This window comes from Nioella sp. (assembly GCF_964229645.1).
In the GTDB taxonomy this organism is placed as follows: domain Bacteria; phylum Pseudomonadota; class Alphaproteobacteria; order Rhodobacterales; family Rhodobacteraceae; genus Nioella.
The window spans coordinates 1-16675 of the sequence record NZ_CAXREX010000203.1 but is presented as its reverse complement, the minus strand read 5'-3'; the positions used below and the strand labels follow the sequence as shown (position 1 = coordinate 16675).

At 64.6% G+C, this 16675-nt stretch carries 17 protein-coding genes and 1 pseudogene; 14 read left to right on the top strand and 4 right to left on the bottom strand.

Annotation, left to right across the window (positions count from 1 at the left end; all coding sequences use genetic code 11):
* A partial coding sequence (gene hisG / locus ACEQXV_RS13760; RefSeq protein WP_370269681.1) for an ATP phosphoribosyltransferase occupies positions 1 to 513 on the top strand: 513 nt, incomplete at its 5' end.
* Positions 514 to 774: 261 nt separating this feature from the next.
* Positions 775 to 1746, top strand: coding sequence for a porin (locus ACEQXV_RS13755; protein ID WP_370269680.1), 972 nt, complete (start codon positions 775 to 777; stop codon positions 1744 to 1746).
* A gap of 71 nt (positions 1747 to 1817) precedes the next feature.
* Here ACEQXV_RS13755 and ACEQXV_RS13750 read toward each other — a convergent pair whose 3' ends face one another.
* On the bottom strand, positions 1818 to 2252 hold the full coding sequence (locus ACEQXV_RS13750; RefSeq protein WP_370251899.1) for a DUF1489 family protein: 435 nt from the start codon (positions 2250 to 2252) through the stop codon (positions 1818 to 1820).
* A 115-nt stretch (positions 2253 to 2367) separates the two neighbouring features.
* On the opposite strand from ACEQXV_RS13750, the gene ACEQXV_RS13745 reads away from it, so the two are divergent.
* From ACEQXV_RS13745 to ACEQXV_RS13725, 5 genes are all read left to right on the top strand, one after another.
* Positions 2368 to 4635 (top strand): adenosylcobalamin-dependent ribonucleoside-diphosphate reductase, encoded by a 2268-nt coding sequence (locus ACEQXV_RS13745; protein ID WP_370269678.1) that lies wholly within the window; start codon positions 2368 to 2370, stop codon positions 4633 to 4635.
* Between the two features lie 84 nt (positions 4636 to 4719).
* Positions 4720 to 5637, top strand: a complete 918-nt coding sequence (locus ACEQXV_RS13740; RefSeq protein ID WP_370269677.1) for a lipid A-modifier LpxR family protein — start codon at positions 4720 to 4722, stop codon at positions 5635 to 5637.
* A gap of 118 nt (positions 5638 to 5755) precedes the next feature.
* Positions 5756 to 6826: a Hint domain-containing protein gene (locus tag ACEQXV_RS13735; RefSeq protein WP_370251902.1), complete on the top strand. Its 1071-nt coding sequence runs from the start codon at positions 5756 to 5758 to the stop codon at positions 6824 to 6826.
* Positions 6827 to 6992: 166 nt separating this feature from the next.
* Positions 6993 to 7613: a 30S ribosomal protein S4 gene (gene rpsD, locus ACEQXV_RS13730; RefSeq protein ID WP_370251904.1), complete on the top strand. Its 621-nt coding sequence runs from the start codon at positions 6993 to 6995 to the stop codon at positions 7611 to 7613.
* A 93-nt stretch (positions 7614 to 7706) separates the two neighbouring features.
* Positions 7707 to 9122 (top strand): homospermidine synthase, encoded by a 1416-nt coding sequence (locus ACEQXV_RS13725; RefSeq protein WP_370251905.1) that lies wholly within the window; start codon positions 7707 to 7709, stop codon positions 9120 to 9122.
* A gap of 38 nt (positions 9123 to 9160) precedes the next feature.
* Here the strand turns inward: ACEQXV_RS13725 and ACEQXV_RS13720 are convergent, their stop codons facing one another.
* A complete protein-coding gene (locus ACEQXV_RS13720; protein ID WP_370269676.1) occupies positions 9161 to 10240 on the bottom strand; it encodes a YeeE/YedE family protein in 1080 nt (359 codons plus the stop codon).
* A 133-nt stretch (positions 10241 to 10373) separates the two neighbouring features.
* Between ACEQXV_RS13720 and ACEQXV_RS13715 the strand changes: the two genes are divergently transcribed.
* Positions 10374 to 11621: an MFS transporter gene (locus ACEQXV_RS13715; protein ID WP_372525860.1), complete on the top strand. Its 1248-nt coding sequence runs from the start codon at positions 10374 to 10376 to the stop codon at positions 11619 to 11621.
* A gap of 4 nt (positions 11622 to 11625) precedes the next feature.
* Here the strand turns inward: ACEQXV_RS13715 and ACEQXV_RS13710 are convergent, their stop codons facing one another.
* Positions 11626 to 12006 carry a hypothetical protein gene (locus tag ACEQXV_RS13710; RefSeq protein ID WP_100928393.1) on the bottom strand — a complete coding sequence of 127 codons (381 nt, stop codon included), beginning with the start codon at positions 12004 to 12006 and terminating at the stop codon, positions 11626 to 11628.
* 114 nt (positions 12007 to 12120) lie between these two features.
* Between ACEQXV_RS13710 and ACEQXV_RS13705 the strand changes: the two genes are divergently transcribed.
* Both ACEQXV_RS13705 and ACEQXV_RS13700 read left to right on the top strand, forming a co-directional pair.
* On the top strand, positions 12121 to 12990 hold the full coding sequence (locus ACEQXV_RS13705; protein ID WP_370269673.1) for a 50S ribosomal protein L11 methyltransferase: 870 nt from the start codon (positions 12121 to 12123) through the stop codon (positions 12988 to 12990).
* 111 nt (positions 12991 to 13101) lie between these two features.
* Positions 13102 to 13449: a hypothetical protein gene (locus tag ACEQXV_RS13700; RefSeq protein WP_370269672.1), complete on the top strand. Its 348-nt coding sequence runs from the start codon at positions 13102 to 13104 to the stop codon at positions 13447 to 13449.
* An 84-nt stretch (positions 13450 to 13533) separates the two neighbouring features.
* Here ACEQXV_RS13700 and ACEQXV_RS13695 read toward each other — a convergent pair whose 3' ends face one another.
* Positions 13534 to 13740, bottom strand: a complete 207-nt coding sequence (locus ACEQXV_RS13695) for a DUF1127 domain-containing protein (RefSeq protein ID WP_100928390.1) — start codon at positions 13738 to 13740, stop codon at positions 13534 to 13536.
* A gap of 325 nt (positions 13741 to 14065) precedes the next feature.
* Here ACEQXV_RS13695 and ruvC point away from each other — a divergent pair, with 325 nt between their 5' ends.
* The 4 genes and pseudogenes from ruvC to ACEQXV_RS13675 all read left to right on the top strand — a co-directional run.
* A complete protein-coding gene (gene ruvC, locus ACEQXV_RS13690; protein WP_370269670.1) occupies positions 14066 to 14554 on the top strand; it encodes a crossover junction endodeoxyribonuclease RuvC in 489 nt (162 codons plus the stop codon).
* Positions 14551 to 15216 (top strand): Holliday junction branch migration protein RuvA, encoded by a 666-nt coding sequence (gene ruvA / locus ACEQXV_RS13685; RefSeq protein ID WP_100928388.1) that lies wholly within the window; start codon positions 14551 to 14553, stop codon positions 15214 to 15216. Before ruvC ends, ruvA begins: the two co-directional genes overlap by 4 nt.
* A 38-nt stretch (positions 15217 to 15254) precedes the next feature.
* Positions 15255 to 16280 (top strand): Holliday junction branch migration DNA helicase RuvB, encoded by a 1026-nt coding sequence (gene ruvB / locus ACEQXV_RS13680; RefSeq protein WP_370269669.1) that lies wholly within the window; start codon positions 15255 to 15257, stop codon positions 16278 to 16280.
* A 110-nt stretch (positions 16281 to 16390) separates the two neighbouring features.
* Positions 16391 to 16675 (top strand): annotated as a pseudogene (locus tag ACEQXV_RS13675) (hypothetical protein); the annotation flags it as partial.

Genomic DNA, 16675 nt, shown 5'->3' with positions numbered 1-16675 from the left:
GAATTGCAGGCGGGGCGCATCCACCTCGGCGTAACCGGCAGCGACCTCGTGCGAGAGCGCATCCCGTCCTGGTCGGACGTGGTGAGTGAACTCAAACCCATGGGCTTCGGCTTCGCCGATCTTATCATTGCCGTGCCTGCCTTCTGGGTTGACGTGAACTCTCTCGACGATCTGGACGCAGCCGCCGCCGACTTCCGCCGTCGTCACGGACACCGCCTCAGGATCGCCACCAAGTATCACCGCCTGGTCCGCGATTTTCTGCGCGAAGCCGGCGTTGCCGACTACCAGCTGGTCGACAGCCAGGGGGCGACGGAAGGAACGGTCAAGAACCTGACCGCCGAGGCGATTGCGGACATCACCTCGACCGGGGAAACGCTGCGCGCGAACCATCTGACGATTCTGCCGGGCGGCCTGATCCATCGCAGCCAGGCGGTCCTGTTCAAGTCGCGCGTCGCCGACTGGTCGAACGGCAACAAGGCCACGCTTGAGGGCCTGCTGGACCAGCTCGCCTAGTCCGAACCCGGAAATTTTCAAACACGGCAATGCCTTGCGCCAGTTGCAGCGGGTTCTGCACCTGTGCGTTTGACTTGGCCCCCGATCGCGCTAACTGCATCAAGTTTGCCACAGTTTTGCCATATCTTAAGATTCGTTAAACTCTCGATAGACGTTCTGAGCGCCCGCAAGTTAACTAAAGTTAACGTTATTTCACCGTCGAATTTTGTTTCGTTCTTTCAAGTAGCCAGTCTTCGACGGTTCCAAAAAGGAACCCAAATCATGTCTGCCCGTACGCTTCTTGCAACCGCCGCGATCCTCTGCGTTCCCGCCGTTGCCATTGCACAAACCGCCCCCACGATCACGTCGACGGTCACCGTTGGCTTTTCGAGCGCCTCGCTCGATGGCATCCCTGGTGCGAATATCGACATGACCACCACCACCCTCGACATGCAGAACGACATTGCCTTCACCCCGAACATCAATGTCGGGCTGGATTTCGGCATGTCGATGACCGACATCGACATCGCTGGCGTGCCGTTCTCGGTTGAAGCCGACCTGCTCAGCTTCGCCTTCGAGCCGTCCTACCATTTCGGCAACGGTGCCTATATCGGTGTTTACTACCGCTCGGGCGACCTTGACCTGTCCATCGTCCCCCTGCCGATCACCCTCGGCGTCGATACCAGCCAGATGGGTCTCTTTGCAGGTTACGAGAGCGGCCCGCTCTGGGTTGAGGCGTTCTACGGCACCTCCGACTCCAGCCCGAGCCTTCCCGGCGTCGACATCACCGACTATGGCATCTCGGCCTCTTACGACGTGATGCCGAACCTCGAAGTGTTCGGCCATCTCGCCCGCACCGATATCAGCCTCGGTGGTGCAAGCATCGACCTGACGGCATTCGCCATCGGCGCCGACTACGACTTCGGCAATGGCCTGTCGCTCTATGGCTCCTACGGCATGCTGGATGTTGGCATCCCGCTCCCGGTCTCCATCGACGCGGATCAGTTCAGCATCGGCCTGTCCTATGACCTGACCGCTGCCGGTTCCAGCATCCCTGCTCTGCTGAGCCTGGAATACACCAGCTCGACCGTGGATCTCGGCCCGCTGGCATCCATCGACGTGGACTCGATCGGCCTGGGCTTCACCATCCCGCTCGGCCACAACGGCTCGCTCACGCCGCTGAACTCCTCCACGCAAGTGGCCCGCGGCCAGTACCGCTCGGCCGTCTCCGGCACGCTGGCGTCGCGGCGCTGATCCAGCCACGCAAACAAAGAAGCGGCCGGGCATCTTGCCCGGCCGTTTTGCATTCGAAGGCCGCTGGCGGTCTAAAGCACCCCGATTTCTGCCAGCGCCGATTGCAACTCTGGCGGCAGGCTTTCCTCTCGGGCGCGGGCTGCTGACAGATCGGGGGGCGCATCCTCGGGCTTGAGGTAACGCCACCCCTGGAAAGCGCGCTTGGGCGTTGCGGCGACGCGCAGCAGCGGTTTGTCGAGCACAATGGCACAGCGGCGCACGCCATCCTGCCCAATCACCTCTTCCAGTTTCAGGATGCGCTGACGCGCCTGGATCATCCCCTTGATAACCCAGTAGATCGAGCCGCCGGCCAGCACCTCTGCCGCGCGCTTGGGCCACATGCGGGTCACGTGGCGCGGCTGGCCGTCGGCCCACCGTTCATGGGCCGTCGCTTGCCAGGCCGCGAGGTCCTCGACCGACTCCGTTCCGACGCTGAGCTTGATCAGATGGGTGAATTTCTCGGCCATGGCATCCCCTCGCAGGGGTTCAATCTAGGCCAGGGACCCCCGATTGCCAACGTTGACCACCGCAAGTGTTGTGCTATCTTCCCCCTCTGCCCCCGATCAGTATGGATGACACCGAATGAGCCGCTTTTCCGCCCCGATTGCCGAAGCCATCTGGGACATGAAATACCGGCTCAAGCAGGCCGATGGCACGCCGATCGACCAGACGGTCGAGGACAGCTGGCGGCGAATCGCCCGGGCGCTTGCCGTGGTCGAGAAAGACCCCGACCAGTGGGAAGACCGCTTCTACGCGGCGCTGGAGGACTTCAAGTACCTGCCCGCAGGCCGGATCACGGCAGGCGCGGGCACGGGGCGCAACGTCACGCTCTTCAACTGCTTCGTCATGGGCACGGTGCCCGACAGCCTTTCGGGGATTTTCGAGCACCTGCGCGAAGCGGCCCTGACCATGCAGCAGGGCGGCGGGATCGGCTACGACTTCTCGACCATCCGTCCCAAGGGCGCGGATGTGCATGGCGTGGCAGCGGACGCCTCGGGGCCGCTCAGCTTCATGGACGTGTGGGACGCGATGTGCCGCACGATCATGTCGGCAGGCAGCCGTCGCGGCGCGATGATGGCGACGATGCGGTGCGATCACCCCGATATCGAGGATTTCATCACCGCCAAGTCTGACCCGGCCCGCCTGCGCATGTTCAACATGTCGGTGCTGGTTACCGATCCCTTCATGGAAGCGGTGAAGGCAGACGGGTCCTGGGACCTGATCTTCGGCGGAAAGGTGTACCGCACCGTTCAGGCGCGCGACCTGTGGAACCGGATCATGCAGTCGACCTACGACTACGCCGAGCCGGGCGTCATCTTCATCGACCGCATCAACACCGCCAACAATCTGGGCTATTGCGAAACCATTGCCGCCACCAACCCCTGCGGCGAGCAGCCCCTGCCGCCCTACGGGGCCTGCCTCCTGGGCTCGGTGAACCTCGCGCGGCTGGTATCGGGCCCGTTCACGGACGCGGCGCGGCTGGATGAAGACGCGCTGGAGGACCTGGTCTCGGTCGCCGTGCGGATGATGGACAACGTGGTCGACGCGTCACGCTTCCCGCTGGAGGCACAGGCGCAGGAAGCCCAGGCCAAGCGCCGGATCGGGCTCGGGGTCACGGGGCTGGCCGATGCTCTGCTGATGCTCGGCCTGCGTTACGGCTCGGACGAGGCCGCGCGCCAGACCGAAGGCTGGATGCGCCAGATCGCGCATGCCGCCTACCGCGCGTCGGTCGCGCTCGCCAAGGAACGCGGGGCCTTTCCGCTCTTTGATGCCGATGCATTCCTCGCCTCTGGCAACATGCAGAACATGGACGAGGCCCTGCGCGACGACATCCGCAAGCACGGCATTCGCAATGCGCTGCTGACCTCGATCGCGCCCACGGGGACGATTTCCCTCTACGCGGGCAATGTCAGTTCGGGGATCGAACCGGTCTTCGCCTATGCCTATACCCGCAAGGTCTTGCAGCGCGACGGCAGCCGGACCGAGGAAGAAGTTGTCGACTATGCCGTGAAGATGTGGCGTGATCTCAAGGGCGATGCCCCCCTGCCCGACTATTTCGTCAATGCGCAGACGCTCGATCCCTCTGCCCATGTAAAGATGCAGGCGGCCGCCCAGAAATGGGTGGATTCCAGCATCTCCAAGACCATCAACTGCCCCGAGGATATCAGCTTCGAGGCGTTCAAGGACGTCTACATGCAGGCCTGGGACCTGGGCTGCAAAGGTTGCACCACCTACCGCCCCAATGACGTGACGGGCAGCGTGCTGAGCGTGTCGGAATCCGAAGACAAGGCCCCCGCCGCGGCAACGGATGGCGAAGTGGTCTATATCGCCGAGCCGCTCGATCGCCCGCAGGAACTGGAAGGCCACACCTACAAGCTGAAATGGCCGGACTCGAACCACGCGATCTACATCACCATCAATGACATCATCGTCGGCGGACGGCGGCGGCCTTTCGAGATCTTCATCAACTCGAAGAACATGGAACATTTCGCCTGGACCGTGGCGCTGACCCGGATGATCTCGGCCGTGTTCCGGCGCGGCGGTGACATTTCCTTCGTGGTCGAGGAACTGAAGGCCGTGTTCGACCCGCGCGGCGGGGCCTGGATGCAGGGCAAATACGTGCCGTCGATCCTGGCCGCGATTGGCGGCGTGATCGAACGCCACCTCATTGCCATCGGTTTCATCGACGGCGAGGGCATGGGCCTGAAATCCGACCCGCAGGCCCAGGTCATGGCCGTTGGCGCCCCCAATCCGCGCGGGCCGGCCTGCCCGTCCTGCGGCGAGTTCGGGATGCGCATGGTCGAAGGCTGCATGACCTGCCCGAGCTGCGGCCATTCGAAGTGCGCCTAGCCCTGTCCGTATCGCTGTGATAGTTTTGCCGTAATTTCGAAATATAAAGCGACAAAACAAAAGTCGCTGAGACGAGGCAAAGTGATGTGGCAAGGAACAGGGCGGACTGCCCTCATTATCTGTTTGCTTTCCGGGATGCCGAGCACCCTGTCGGCCCAGGAACGCACGGAACTGGGGCAGGCAAGGCTCTTTACCAATGACATGATCGGTGATCGCCGCGACCGCTGGCGGTCCGGCAGCTACGGTGTCAGCACCCTGCGCGGTGCGGAATGGACCGGGCAACTGCCTCTTCGGATGGGCGAGATCATGGAATATCGCTTCCGGGGCGAGGTCATCACGCCGGCCAATATCGCCAACCCGGCGGCAGGCGACAGGCTCTATGCAGGGGTTCTTTCGGTTGGCGCCCACACGCATTTCGGCTTCGCGGGGTTCGAGGCGTCACTCGGGCTCGACATCGTCGGCATGGGCGACCAGACCGGCATTCGCAGCCTTCAGGAAACCGTTCACGATGCGCTCAGCATGCCGATCCCGAACGTGGAGAACTTCCAGGTTGAAAACGGCATCTACCTGCACGGCACATTCGAACTTGGACGTGAATTCGACCTTGGCGGAACCCGCCTGCGCCCCTTTGTCGAACTTCAGGCCGGTGTCGAAACGCTGGCCCGAATGGGCTTTGACCTGACCTTCGGCAATTACGGCCTGGGCGGCCTGCGCGTGCGCGACGTGACCACGGGCCACCGGATCAGCGCCATCGACAGCGAATCCGATTACGGCCTGTCTGTCCTGATCGGCGGCGACGTTGCCTGGGTGGACAGTTCCCGCTATCTGCCCGCGGACAGGGGCTACGTGCCCGAGGACACCCGCTATCGCCTCAGGGCCGGGATGAACTACGCGGTCGGCTTCTCCAACATCTTCTACGGGCTGACCTACCTGTCAGAGGAATTCGTCGGTCAGCCGGAAGGCCAGACCGTCGGGTCGCTGACCGTCGACCTGCAATTCTGACGTCCCGATTCGCATTTTTCCGAATCGGATCCGAATCACCCTCTTCCCAAGGTGATTCGCCTTTGTTAGAATCACCGGACAGGGCGGCGGAAGCGGCATAAAAAACAGGCAAGAAGCAATGAGCACGGGCTATCGGGGCCTGACCATGATCTCATGGTCGCAAACCCTGATCGACGGCGTACCGGCGGATAAGAACAACGAACTGGCCGAAGGGATGACCTGGCGCTGGCATGGCCATGCTCTTCCTCTGGAAGGCGATGGCGCCGCGCTGCTCCTGGGAGTCAGCCAGGATCACGCCGAGCTCCGTGCACGGGCCGCGCGGGTGGTGCGCAAACTGATGCATCACCCGGCGCCCACCCCGGGACAGCTTGCCGCCGAAGATGCCGATCCCCTCTTCGCCGATGCCTTCATCGTTGCCGACGGAAACCGCTTCTTCACGGTGGTCCCGGTCGCCGCCGATGGCGGGCGCATGCCGATCCTGATCTTTCCCGAAACGATCCCGCCCACGAACCGTGATCTCTCGATCGTGCGCGTGAACCAGCCCCGCCCCCTGGCACAGACGGAAACCTCTTCGGTCATCTGCTTCACGCCGGGCACCCGCCTGCGCACCGAGGCGGGCGATGTCTCCATCGAAGATCTCGGCCCGGGCGACCGGCTGCAGACGCGTGACAGTGGCCCGCAAGAAGTTGTCTGGACCGGCCAGCGCCGCATGTCCGGCGCGCGGCTCTTTGCCATGCCCGACCAGCGTCCGATCCGCATCCGCGAAGGGGCGCTCGGCCTTTACCGCCCGGATGGTGACCTTGTTGTATCCCCCGATCACCGGGTGATCCTGTCAGGCGCCGTCGCGCGCGACCTGTGGGGCGAGGACGAGGTTCTGGTTTCCGCGCGCGACCTCGTGGGTGATCGCATGATCACCGTGGATCATGGCCTGCGCGAAACCTGGTACATTCACCTGATGCTTGAAAAGCACGAGGTGATCTGGGCCAACGGGCTTGAGGTCGAGACCTTCCATCCCGGTTTCATGGGCCTGCACCACCTCGACCCGGCGCAGCGGCGCAGCCTGCTGTCGTTCTTTCCCGACCTGGAAGACGATCCGTTCAACTATGGCGCTCCGGCCCGGCGCATGCTGGACAAGGCCGAAGCGGCGATTTTGATGCACGGGTTGCACCGCACCGCCTTCAGGCATTGACTCCCCCGACAGAGGCTGTAAAAGCCGCCCATCCCGGCAAGCGATTGCCGGGGTTTTCATTGGTGTTGGTGGCCCCCGCAAGGGGATGCCTGTCAGGCGAAAGCCAGAGGACAACGCCCTTCATAGCGGCCCCCGCGGGCTGCGGACCAAAGAAGGAGATCAGACGGTGACCAAACGCACCTCTGCCAAGTACAAAATTGACCGCCGGATGGGTGAAAACATCTGGGGTCGCCCGAAATCCCCCGTCAACCGCCGCGAATACGGCCCCGGCCAGCACGGCCAGCGCCGCAAGGGCAAGCTCAGCGACTTCGGTCTGCAGCTGCGCGCCAAGCAGAAGCTCAAGGGCTACTACGGCGACCTGACGGAAAAGCAGTTCCGCCGCATCTTCTCGGACGCCGAGCGCCGCAAGGGCGACACCGGTGAAAACCTGATCGGCCTGCTGGAAAGCCGCCTGGACGCAGTGGTCTACCGCGCCAAGTTCGTGCCGACCGTCTTCGCCGCCCGCCAGTTCGTGAACCACGGCCACGTGACCGTGAACGGCAAGCGCGTGAACATCCCCTCCTACCGCGTGAAAGAGGGTGACGTGATCGAGGTCCGCGATCGTTCCAAGCAGATGGCCGTCCTTCTCGAAGCCGTTCAGCTGGCCGAGCGTGATGTGCCGGACTACATCGACGCAGACCATTCCAAGATGACCGCCACCTTCGTGCGCGCGCCCGGCCTGGCCGACGTGCCGTATCCGGTGATGATGGAACCGAACCTGGTCATCGAATACTACGCTCAGAACTAAGCGTTCTGACGCGCCGAAATACGGGGGCCGCGCCGACATCCGGCGCGGCCCCTTTTTCGTTTCCCGGTCTTTTTCGCTGAAGGAACCTGCCCCATGACCCATCCAGTCTATGCACGTATCGACGGCCCCATCGTGATGATCGGCTTCGGCTCGATCGGAAAAGGCACCTGGCCGCTGATCGAACGTCACTTCGACTATGACGCCGACCTGTTCACCGTGATCGAACCCGACGAGAACCAGGCCAACTTCCTGCGTCAGCACAAGATCAATCACGTGACCACCGCCCTGACGCCAGAGAACTACCGCGAGGTTCTGGGCGCCCTGCTGGAACCCGGCAAGGGGTTCTGCGTCAATCTCAGCGTCGATACCTCGTCACTCGATCTCATGCGCTTCTGCCGTGAAATCGGGGTGCCCTATATCGACACCGTGGTCGAGCCCTGGGCGGGCTACTATTTCGGCACCACCGACAATGCCGCGCGCACCAACTACGCCCTGCGCCAGAAGGTGCGCGATGAGAAGGCCGCCAATCCCGGCGGCACTACGGCGGTCAGCTGCTGCGGCGCAAACCCCGGCATGGTCAGCTGGTTCGTGAAAGAGGCGCTTCTGACGCTGGCCAGGGATACCGGCCGCGACGTGGCCGCCCCGACGGATCGGGCCGGTTGGGGCAAGCTGATGCAAAGCCTCGGCGTGAAAGGCGTGCATATCGCCGAACGCGACACGCAGGCCCGCCGCGTGCCGCGCCCGCGCGGGGTCTTCGTCAACACCTGGTCCGTCGAGGGCTTCATTTCCGAAGGCTTCCAGCCGGCCGAGCTTGGCTGGGGCACCCATGAACCCTGGTTCCCCGAAAACGGCCACACCCATGAAACCGGCTGCCTTGCGGGCATCTGGCTGGAACGGCCCGGCGCGATCACCCGCGTCCACACCTGGTGCCCGACGCCGGGCCCGCAGTTCGGCTTTCTCGTGACCCATAACGAGGCGATCTCGATCTCGGACTACTACACGGTCGGCGATGCCGCTGCGCCAGAGTTCCGCCCGACCTGCCACTATGCCTACCACCCATGCGACGACGCGGTCCTGTCCCTGCACGAGATGTTCGGATCGGGCCGTCAGCAGACCAGGCATCACATCCTGACCGAGGACGAGATCGTCGAAGGCATCGACGAGCTTGGCGTGCTGCTCTACGGCCATGAGAAAAACGCCATGTGGTTCGGCTCGCGCCTATCCAACGAGGAAACCCGCGACCTGGCCCCCTACCAGAACGCCACCGGGCTTCAGGTGACGTCCGCTGTCCTGGCCGGGATGGTCTGGGCGCTGGAAAACCCCAATGCCGGCATCGTGGAAGCCGACGAGATGGACCATGCCCGCTGCCTCGAAGTGCAGCGGCCCTATCTCGGCCCGGTGGAAGCCCACTACACCGACTGGACCCCGCTTCAGGACCGGTGGGAGCTGTTCCCAGAGGATATCGACGAGAACGAACCCTGGGCCTTCCGCAACGTTCTGGCCAGCTGAAAAAGACAGATGGAAAGCCGCCCTCCGGGGCGGCTTTTTCAATGCGGGACGTGCAGCCCGGGCTGAGCGACCGCGCCGCGCTGGTCCAGCAGCCAGCTGGTCGCCATGCCGCCGATCCACATGCAGAAAAGCGCCAGCCACGCCGTTCCCACGAAGATCGAGCCGCCGGTCACGCCCGCCCCGATCGCACAGCCCCCGGCCAGCATACCGCCCATGCCCATGAAGGCCGCCCCGATCAGCGCGCGGCTCATGCTGCCTGCCCCCTCAAAGCCCTGAAGCTTCAATTCACGCCCCCAGGCCGCCGACAGGAATGCCCCAAGGAAGACGCCGGGCACCAGGCCGATGTCGAATTCCAGCACCGGGCTGGAGGTCAGGAAGAACATCAGCGTGTTGGCCGAAGGGCCGGTGAAAGTGGCGCTTTCCACCTGCACCGGGTCGAAGGCCACCTGGCTCAGCGAATAGGTCAGAACCCAACCCGCCGCCACGGCGAAGCCGACGCCCGACGCGGTAAAGAGCACACGCAACGACACCCGGTTCTTCCGCGCCAGCCACAGGGCCGCCAGGGCAAAGGCCAGCCCGATGACGAAGCCCGACTGCTGCGGCAGGTGCAGGCTGGTCAGAAGGTTGAAGTTGGTGCCGCCGGGCGTGATCCACAGGCCGGCGATCCAGTTGCGCACCGGCGCAAGCCAGCCTTGCAGCGCCATCTGGGCCACCACCGCGAAGACCAGCCCCGAGACGACGGAACGCATGTTTCCCGTCGCTGCCAGCACCAGAAGGCGTCCGGAACAGCCCCGCGCCATGACCATGCCCGCGCCGAACAGAAGCCCGCCCACGACCGCGCCCGAGATCGACCCCGGCACCGCCATCATCCGCGCATCCTCGGCCCGCATCATGCCCGACAGTTCCGCCATCTGCGTCCAGACCACCGCCGTGGAAAAGGCCAGAAGCCAGACCGCCATGCGGCTGCCAAGCCGTCCATGGGCAAACTCCACCACCGAGGCGCGCAGGCAGAACGAGGAACGCTGTGCCGCGATCCCGAAGATAAGCCCGGTGATCAGGCCAAAGAGCGCCGCGGCCTGCGGCTCTCCGATCCGGTCCAAGAGGGGCACGATGTCCATGGGTCTACTCCTTCACCTTGGCTGGCGGTGTGACCCATGAAGGGGGCGGGAACCTTGACCCATGTCATATTCACCCCTTGGAATGCGATTTTTTCGCTATCCTGCCCCCGGAAAAGGGCCTAAGCCCGTGGCCATGACGCAGCGCCCCCTTCTCCGATCCATGTCGCTCGACGATGCCAAGGCGCTGCCGCGCTGGCGTCAGCCGGTCGGCCTGTTGGTGGTGATGGCGCTGGCGATGCCGATCGCGTTCTTCACCTGGTCGGCGCTTCTCAACAATTTTGTCATCGAGGTCGCGCAGTTCGACGGCTCGGATATCGGATGGCTGCACACGGTGCGCGAGATTCCGGGCTTTTTCGCGATCGGGGTGATCTTCCTCATCCTGTTCATTCGGGAACAGGTGCTGGGACTCGTCTCTTTGACGCTTCTCGGGGTGGCGACGGCCGTGACCGCGCAGTTTCCCTCGCTTGGCGGCATCCTGATGGTGACGCTGCTCAGCTCGATCGGGTTTCACTACTACGAGACGGTCAACCAGTCGCTCCAACTGCAATGGCTCGACAAGAAGAAGGCCCCGCAATTCCTGGGCTGGCTGATGGCGGCAGGGTCGGGCGCGACGCTGGTGGCCTACGCGCTGATCATCCTGACATGGCGCGCCTATGATCTCAGCTTCTCGGTCGTCTACTGGGCGGCAGGCGGCTTTACCGCGCTCGTTGCGCTCTTCTGCCTCGTGGCCTATCCGCAGTTCGAGGCCCCGAACCCGCAGCGCAAGCAGATGGTGCTGCGGCGGCGCTACTGGCTCTATTACGCGCTGCAATTCATGGCGGGGGCCAGGCGGCAGATCTTCACCGTCTTCGCGGGTTTCATGATGGTCGAGCGCTTCGGCTTCGACGTGCACGAGATCACCGCGCTCTTCATGGTGACGCTGGTGCTGAACATGATCTGCGCCCCGCTTCTGGGCAAGCTCGTGTCCGTCTTCGGGGAACGCGCCGCGCTGACCTTTGAATATATCGGCCTGACGGGCGTCTTCTTGCTTTATGCCGGGATCTATTTCTTCGACTGGGGCGTGACCCTGGCGCTGGTGCTGTACGTGGTCGATCACCTGTTCTTCTCGCTCGCGCTGGCGATCAAGACCTACTTCCAGAAAATCGCCGATCCCGGTGACATCGCCCCCACGGCGGCGGTGGCCTTCACCATCAACCACATCGCGGCTGTCTTCCTGCCGGCGCTGCTGGGCTACCTCTGGCTGACCTCGCCGGGGGCGGTGTTCGGGCTGGCGTCCTGCATGGCGATGACCTCGCTGGGGCTGGCGCTGCTTATCCCGCGCCACCCCGCGCCGGGGAACGAGACCCGGTTCAGCGCATTGGCCCCCGCCCCGGCGGAGTGATCTGTCAGCGGCAGAGCGGCGAGACGTCGAAACCGACGATCTGTTCGTTCAGCAGCTCGAACTTCAGGACCGACATGCAGCCGTCCGCGGTCGTGGCCGTGCCTTCGAGGACGGTCGGCTTGCCGGTGCCGGTGGAGACGCTGGAGAACGAGACCTTCTCGTAGGCTTTCGCGCCCGCGAACATCTCGGCCATCTTGTCGGTGCTGAGCTGATCCTGCAGGCCGGGATGGAGGAGGGCGCGCGCCTCGGCGTGGCCGCCGGTGGTGCTGAGCGTGACGAACTGCCGGGCGATGTCGCGCGACCCGGAGGTGAAGAAGAACATGGCACCGGCGAACAGCGCGACAACAAGAACCAGGCCGCCAAGGACCTTGAGAACGGTTTTCATAAGAATGGACTCCGAAAGAATACGCTGTGAGCGTGGCGCAGTTTCGCAAGTCTGGCAATGCTGGCGTGTGCCCTCCGGCTGGTGTAAGGCGCGGAAGCACCCGATGGAGACCCGATGATGCCGACCTGGACCGCCTTCACCAAGATCGACGACAAGACCCGCGCCGAGGCGTTGGGCGAGGCGATGGAAGAGCTCGAACCGGAACCGACAGGCGTTGGCGTCTTCGAGATCGAGGACGGATCGGGTCTGTGGGAAATCGGCGGCTACTTCATCGAAGCGCCGAACGAGGTGGAGCTTGCGCTTCTGTCGGCGGCCTTCCACGCGCAGGGCTTTGTCGTGTCCGAAGTGCCGGACACCGACTGGGTCGACAAGGTGCGCCGCGACCTGACGCCGGTGGTTGCGGGGCGGTTCTTCGTCTACGGCAGCCACGATGCGGACAAGATCCCGGAAGGGTCGGAGCCGCTGCTGATCGAGGCGGCGATGGCCTTCGGCACCGGCCACCACGGCACCACGCAGGGCTGCCTTGAGGCGCTGGACCGGCTGGCGGGCGAGGGCTTTGTCGGCCGCAGCGTCGCGGACATCGGTTGCGGCACGGCGGTTCTGGCCATGGGTGCCGCGCGCATCTGGCCGGAGACCGTGGTGGCCTCCGACATCGACGAGGTTGCGGTCGAGGTGGCCGAGGCCAACGTGCGCGCCAACGCGCTTGAGGGCAAGGTCATCTGCGTCGAGGCGGCGGGTTTCGAGAACGACGTCCTGCACGAACGCGCGCCCTATGACCTGGTGTTCGCGAACATCCTAAAGCAGCCGCTGATCGACCTTGCCCCGTCGATGAAGGCGCATCTGGCCGACGGCGGCTATACGATCCTGTCGGGCATCCTGACGCGTCAGGCCGACGAGGTCGCAGAAGCCTACGCGGCAGAGGGAATCGCCGAGGTGAACCGCACCACGATCGGTGACTGGGTCACGCTGCTTCTGCAAAAATGAGGAGGGTTCATGCCGTTTTTGGGTAAAACCTGCGGCAAGTGCCCAATTCTCGCCACATTCCTTGGCTAAAAATGTGTCCAATCGGTGGGGGCCGGTATTTCAGAGGCTGCCATGGAAGAAGCGCTCTCCAGCTATAAACGTCGCGAACAGGCCCTTCGTCGCAAGCACGAGCGCCTGGCGCGGGGCTATGTGACGAAGCTCGACAAGAAGACAGGGAATTACGTGCAGGTGCCCGCCGGCAAGACCGGCGGCATGGGGCTGCGTGTCATTCTGGCGGCGGTGGCAGGCTTCATCGCCTTCAAGACGCTGGTCCTGACGTACCTCGGCAGCGGGGATTACCAGGTCCACGTCGATACCCTGGCCGCCGGCTCCATCTTCGAACGGGTTGGTGCGTGGCTCATGCAGATCGACCCGCTGACCGCGAAACTGGCCGAGCTCGGATCACTGCTTGTTTCGTAAAGACTGACTATCTCTCGCTGTGCTCACGTAAAAAGGGCCGCGTCTTTGCCAGACGCGGCCCTTTTTCTGTAGCGCCCCATGCGCTTAGTAGCGACGGGCTACGGCGTCGATGTCGCCGCGGTGCAGGCCGATGTCGTCGAGTTCGCGGTCGGTCAGCGATGCAAGTGCCTTGCGGGTCTGACGGGTGTCATTCCATGCGGCGAACGCGCCGACGGCAGTGGTGAACATGGTGCCAATGCGGGCAGCGGAGCCCGTGGCGGCGTGGTGGCGGGTGGTGTCGTATGCGGCCATCTCGATCTCCTGGATGATGGGGGGGGTGCATGTTTACAAAGCGCACGTAAAATGTGCGAAGCGCACAAGCAAGGGGCGGAAATTGCATGGGACATCTGCATTTTCTGCATGGCAGCATTCGCGGTTAACTGCCTATAAAAACTGGCAAAATTCCGCCTGAAATCGTGTCGCTTTCCACTCCGCAACCGGCGCAAACCGACACCGCCTGCCGCGCGATGTCGCCTGTGGATAAAGGGGTGTCGCTTTTGGGCTCCGGCGCTTTAACCTTGGCGTTTGTTCGCGTTTCGTGCTAACTGTGGCCGCATAACAAGAAAAGTGGGCGAGGATGCGGGTATTGGGCATTGATCCGGGGTTGCGACACCTCGGATGGGGGGTCATCGAGGTCGACGGCAGCCGCTTGCGGCACGTGGCCAACGGCATTTGCGATTCGGAAGGAACCGATCTGGCGCTGCGGCTGCTGTCGCTGCACGGCCAGTTGACGCGGGTCTTCGAGACGCACGCACCGGACGAGGCCGCCATCGAGAAGACATTCGTCAACAAGGACGCGGTGGGCACGCTGAAGCTGGGCCAGGCGCGGGGTGTTGCGCTGCTGGTGCCGGCGCAGTTCGGGCTGAGCATCGGGGAGTACGCGCCGAACCAGGTCAAGAAGACCGTGGTCGGCGTGGGTCACGCGGACAAGAACCAGATCCTGCACATGGTGAAGATGCAGTTGCCCGGTTGCCAGCCGGTCGGCCCGGACGCGGCGGACGCGCTGGCCATCGCGATCTGCCATGCGCATCACTCCGGCGTGCAGCGGATGAAGGTGCGGGCATGATCGGGCGGATTGCCGGACAGATCGTCTATCGCGGCGACGACCACGTGCTGATCGACGTGCGCGGCGTGGGCTATGTCGTCTATTGCACCGACCGGGTGCTGGCGTCGCTTGGCCGGGCCGGGGAGTTCGCGGCGCTTTATACCGACCTGCTGGTGCGCGAGGACCTGCTGCAGCTGTTCGGTTTTCCGACGCTGGTGGAGAAGGAATGGTTCCGCCTGCTGATGTCGGTGCAGGGCGTGGGCGCGAAGGCGTCGCTTGCGATCCTCGGCGCGCTTGGCGCGGACGGCGTGTCGCGGGCGCTGGCGCTTGGCGACTGGAACGCGATCAAGGCGGCGAAGGGCATCGGTCCCAAGACCGCGCAGCGCGTGGTGAACGAGCTGAAGGACAAGGCGCCGATGGTCATGGCCATGGGTGTGAGCGCGACCTCGGTGCCGCTGTCGGATACGCCCGACGAGGTGATCGAGACCGCCCCGCGCGCCCCTGCGGCGGCCCCGGCGCCCGTGGCCTCGGCCCAGGCGGAGGCGCTTTCCGCGCTCGGCAACCTCGGGTATGGACCGGGCGAGGCGGCAGGCGCCGTGGCGCAGGCCGCGGGAGAGGACGGAGCGCTGGACACGGCGGGCCTGATCCGCGCGGCGCTGAAGCTGTTGGCGCCCAAGGGGTGAGGCGGGTCGCGCACCCGACCGACCGGTAAGGAAGAGGCATGGAACCTGATCCGACGATGCGGCCCGAGCCCCTGCCCGAGGACCGCGACCGCGCGCTCCGGCCGCAGATGCTGGTGGATTTCGTCGGCCAGGCGGAGGCCCGGGCGAACCTCCGGGTGTTCATCGAAAGCGCCCGGTCGCGCGGCGAAGCGATGGATCACACGCTGTTCCACGGCCCGCCGGGGCTGGGCAAGACGACGCTGGCGCAGATCATGGCGCGCGAACTGGGGGTGGGGTTCCGCATGACCTCCGGTCCTGTGCTGGCCAAGGCGGGCGATCTGGCGGCGATCCTGACCAACCTCGAAGCGCGGGACGTGCTGTTCATCGACGAGATCCACCGCATGAGCGCGGCGGTGGAGGAGGTTCTCTATCCGGCGATGGAGGACTACGAGCTGGACCTCGTGATCGGCGAGGGGCCGGCGGCGCGCACTGTGCGGATCGAGTTGCAGCCCTTCACGCTGGTGGGGGCCACGACGCGGCTGGGCCTTCTGACGACGCCGCTGCGCGACCGCTTCGGCATCCCGACGCGGCTGAACTTCTACACGGTCGACGAGCTGGAGACGATCGTCACGGGCAACGCGCGCAAGCTGGGGGTGCCGGTCGAGGGCTCCGGCGCGCGGGAGATCGCGCGGCGCGCAAGGGGCACGCCCCGGATCGCCGGGCGGCTGCTGCGCCGGGTCGTGGACTTTGCCGTGGTCGAGGGCGGCGGTGTGGTCACGCAGGCGCTGGCGGATTCCTCGCTCACTCGGCTGGGCGTGGATGCGCTGGGTCTGGACGGTGCGGACCGGCGCTACCTTCAACTGATCGCGCAGAGCTATGGCGGCGGTCCGGTGGGGATCGAGACGCTCTCGGCCGCGCTGTCGGAAAGCCGCGATGCGCTGGAGGAAGTGGTGGAGCCCTACCTGCTGCAACAGGGCCTGATCCAGCGGACGCCGCGCGGGCGGATGCTGACGCAGTCGGCGTGGAAGCACATCGGCATGGCCCCGCCGCGCCCGGACACACCCCCCGACCTGTTCGGGAAGTGAGACAAAACGCCGGGATTGCCCGCAAGTGGAGTGGCGTGTAACCCCGCCCCACATCCTGTTGCGCCGGCCCCGGTGGCCGCACGCGCGCCCCGAGACATGGCGGAGGGCCCATGACCCAGAGCGACACCATCACCCCCGAGGACATCGCGGCCCTGTTCACCCGGTCGGACGGCAGTTTCTTCTGCGCCCGCTGGGGGCGGCCCATCGCGCCCATCGTGTTCGGCGTGGAGGACGCGACGCTGAGTGTGGTGAAGGGGGCGTTCGAGGCCGTCTGTGCGCTGGCCGGTCACGGCATGGCCGAGACGGACACGGAACTGGGCAGCAACTTCATGGTGTTCTTCTTCCGCGACTGGCCGGAACTGCTGGACGTGCCCAACCTCGACCGGCTGATCGAC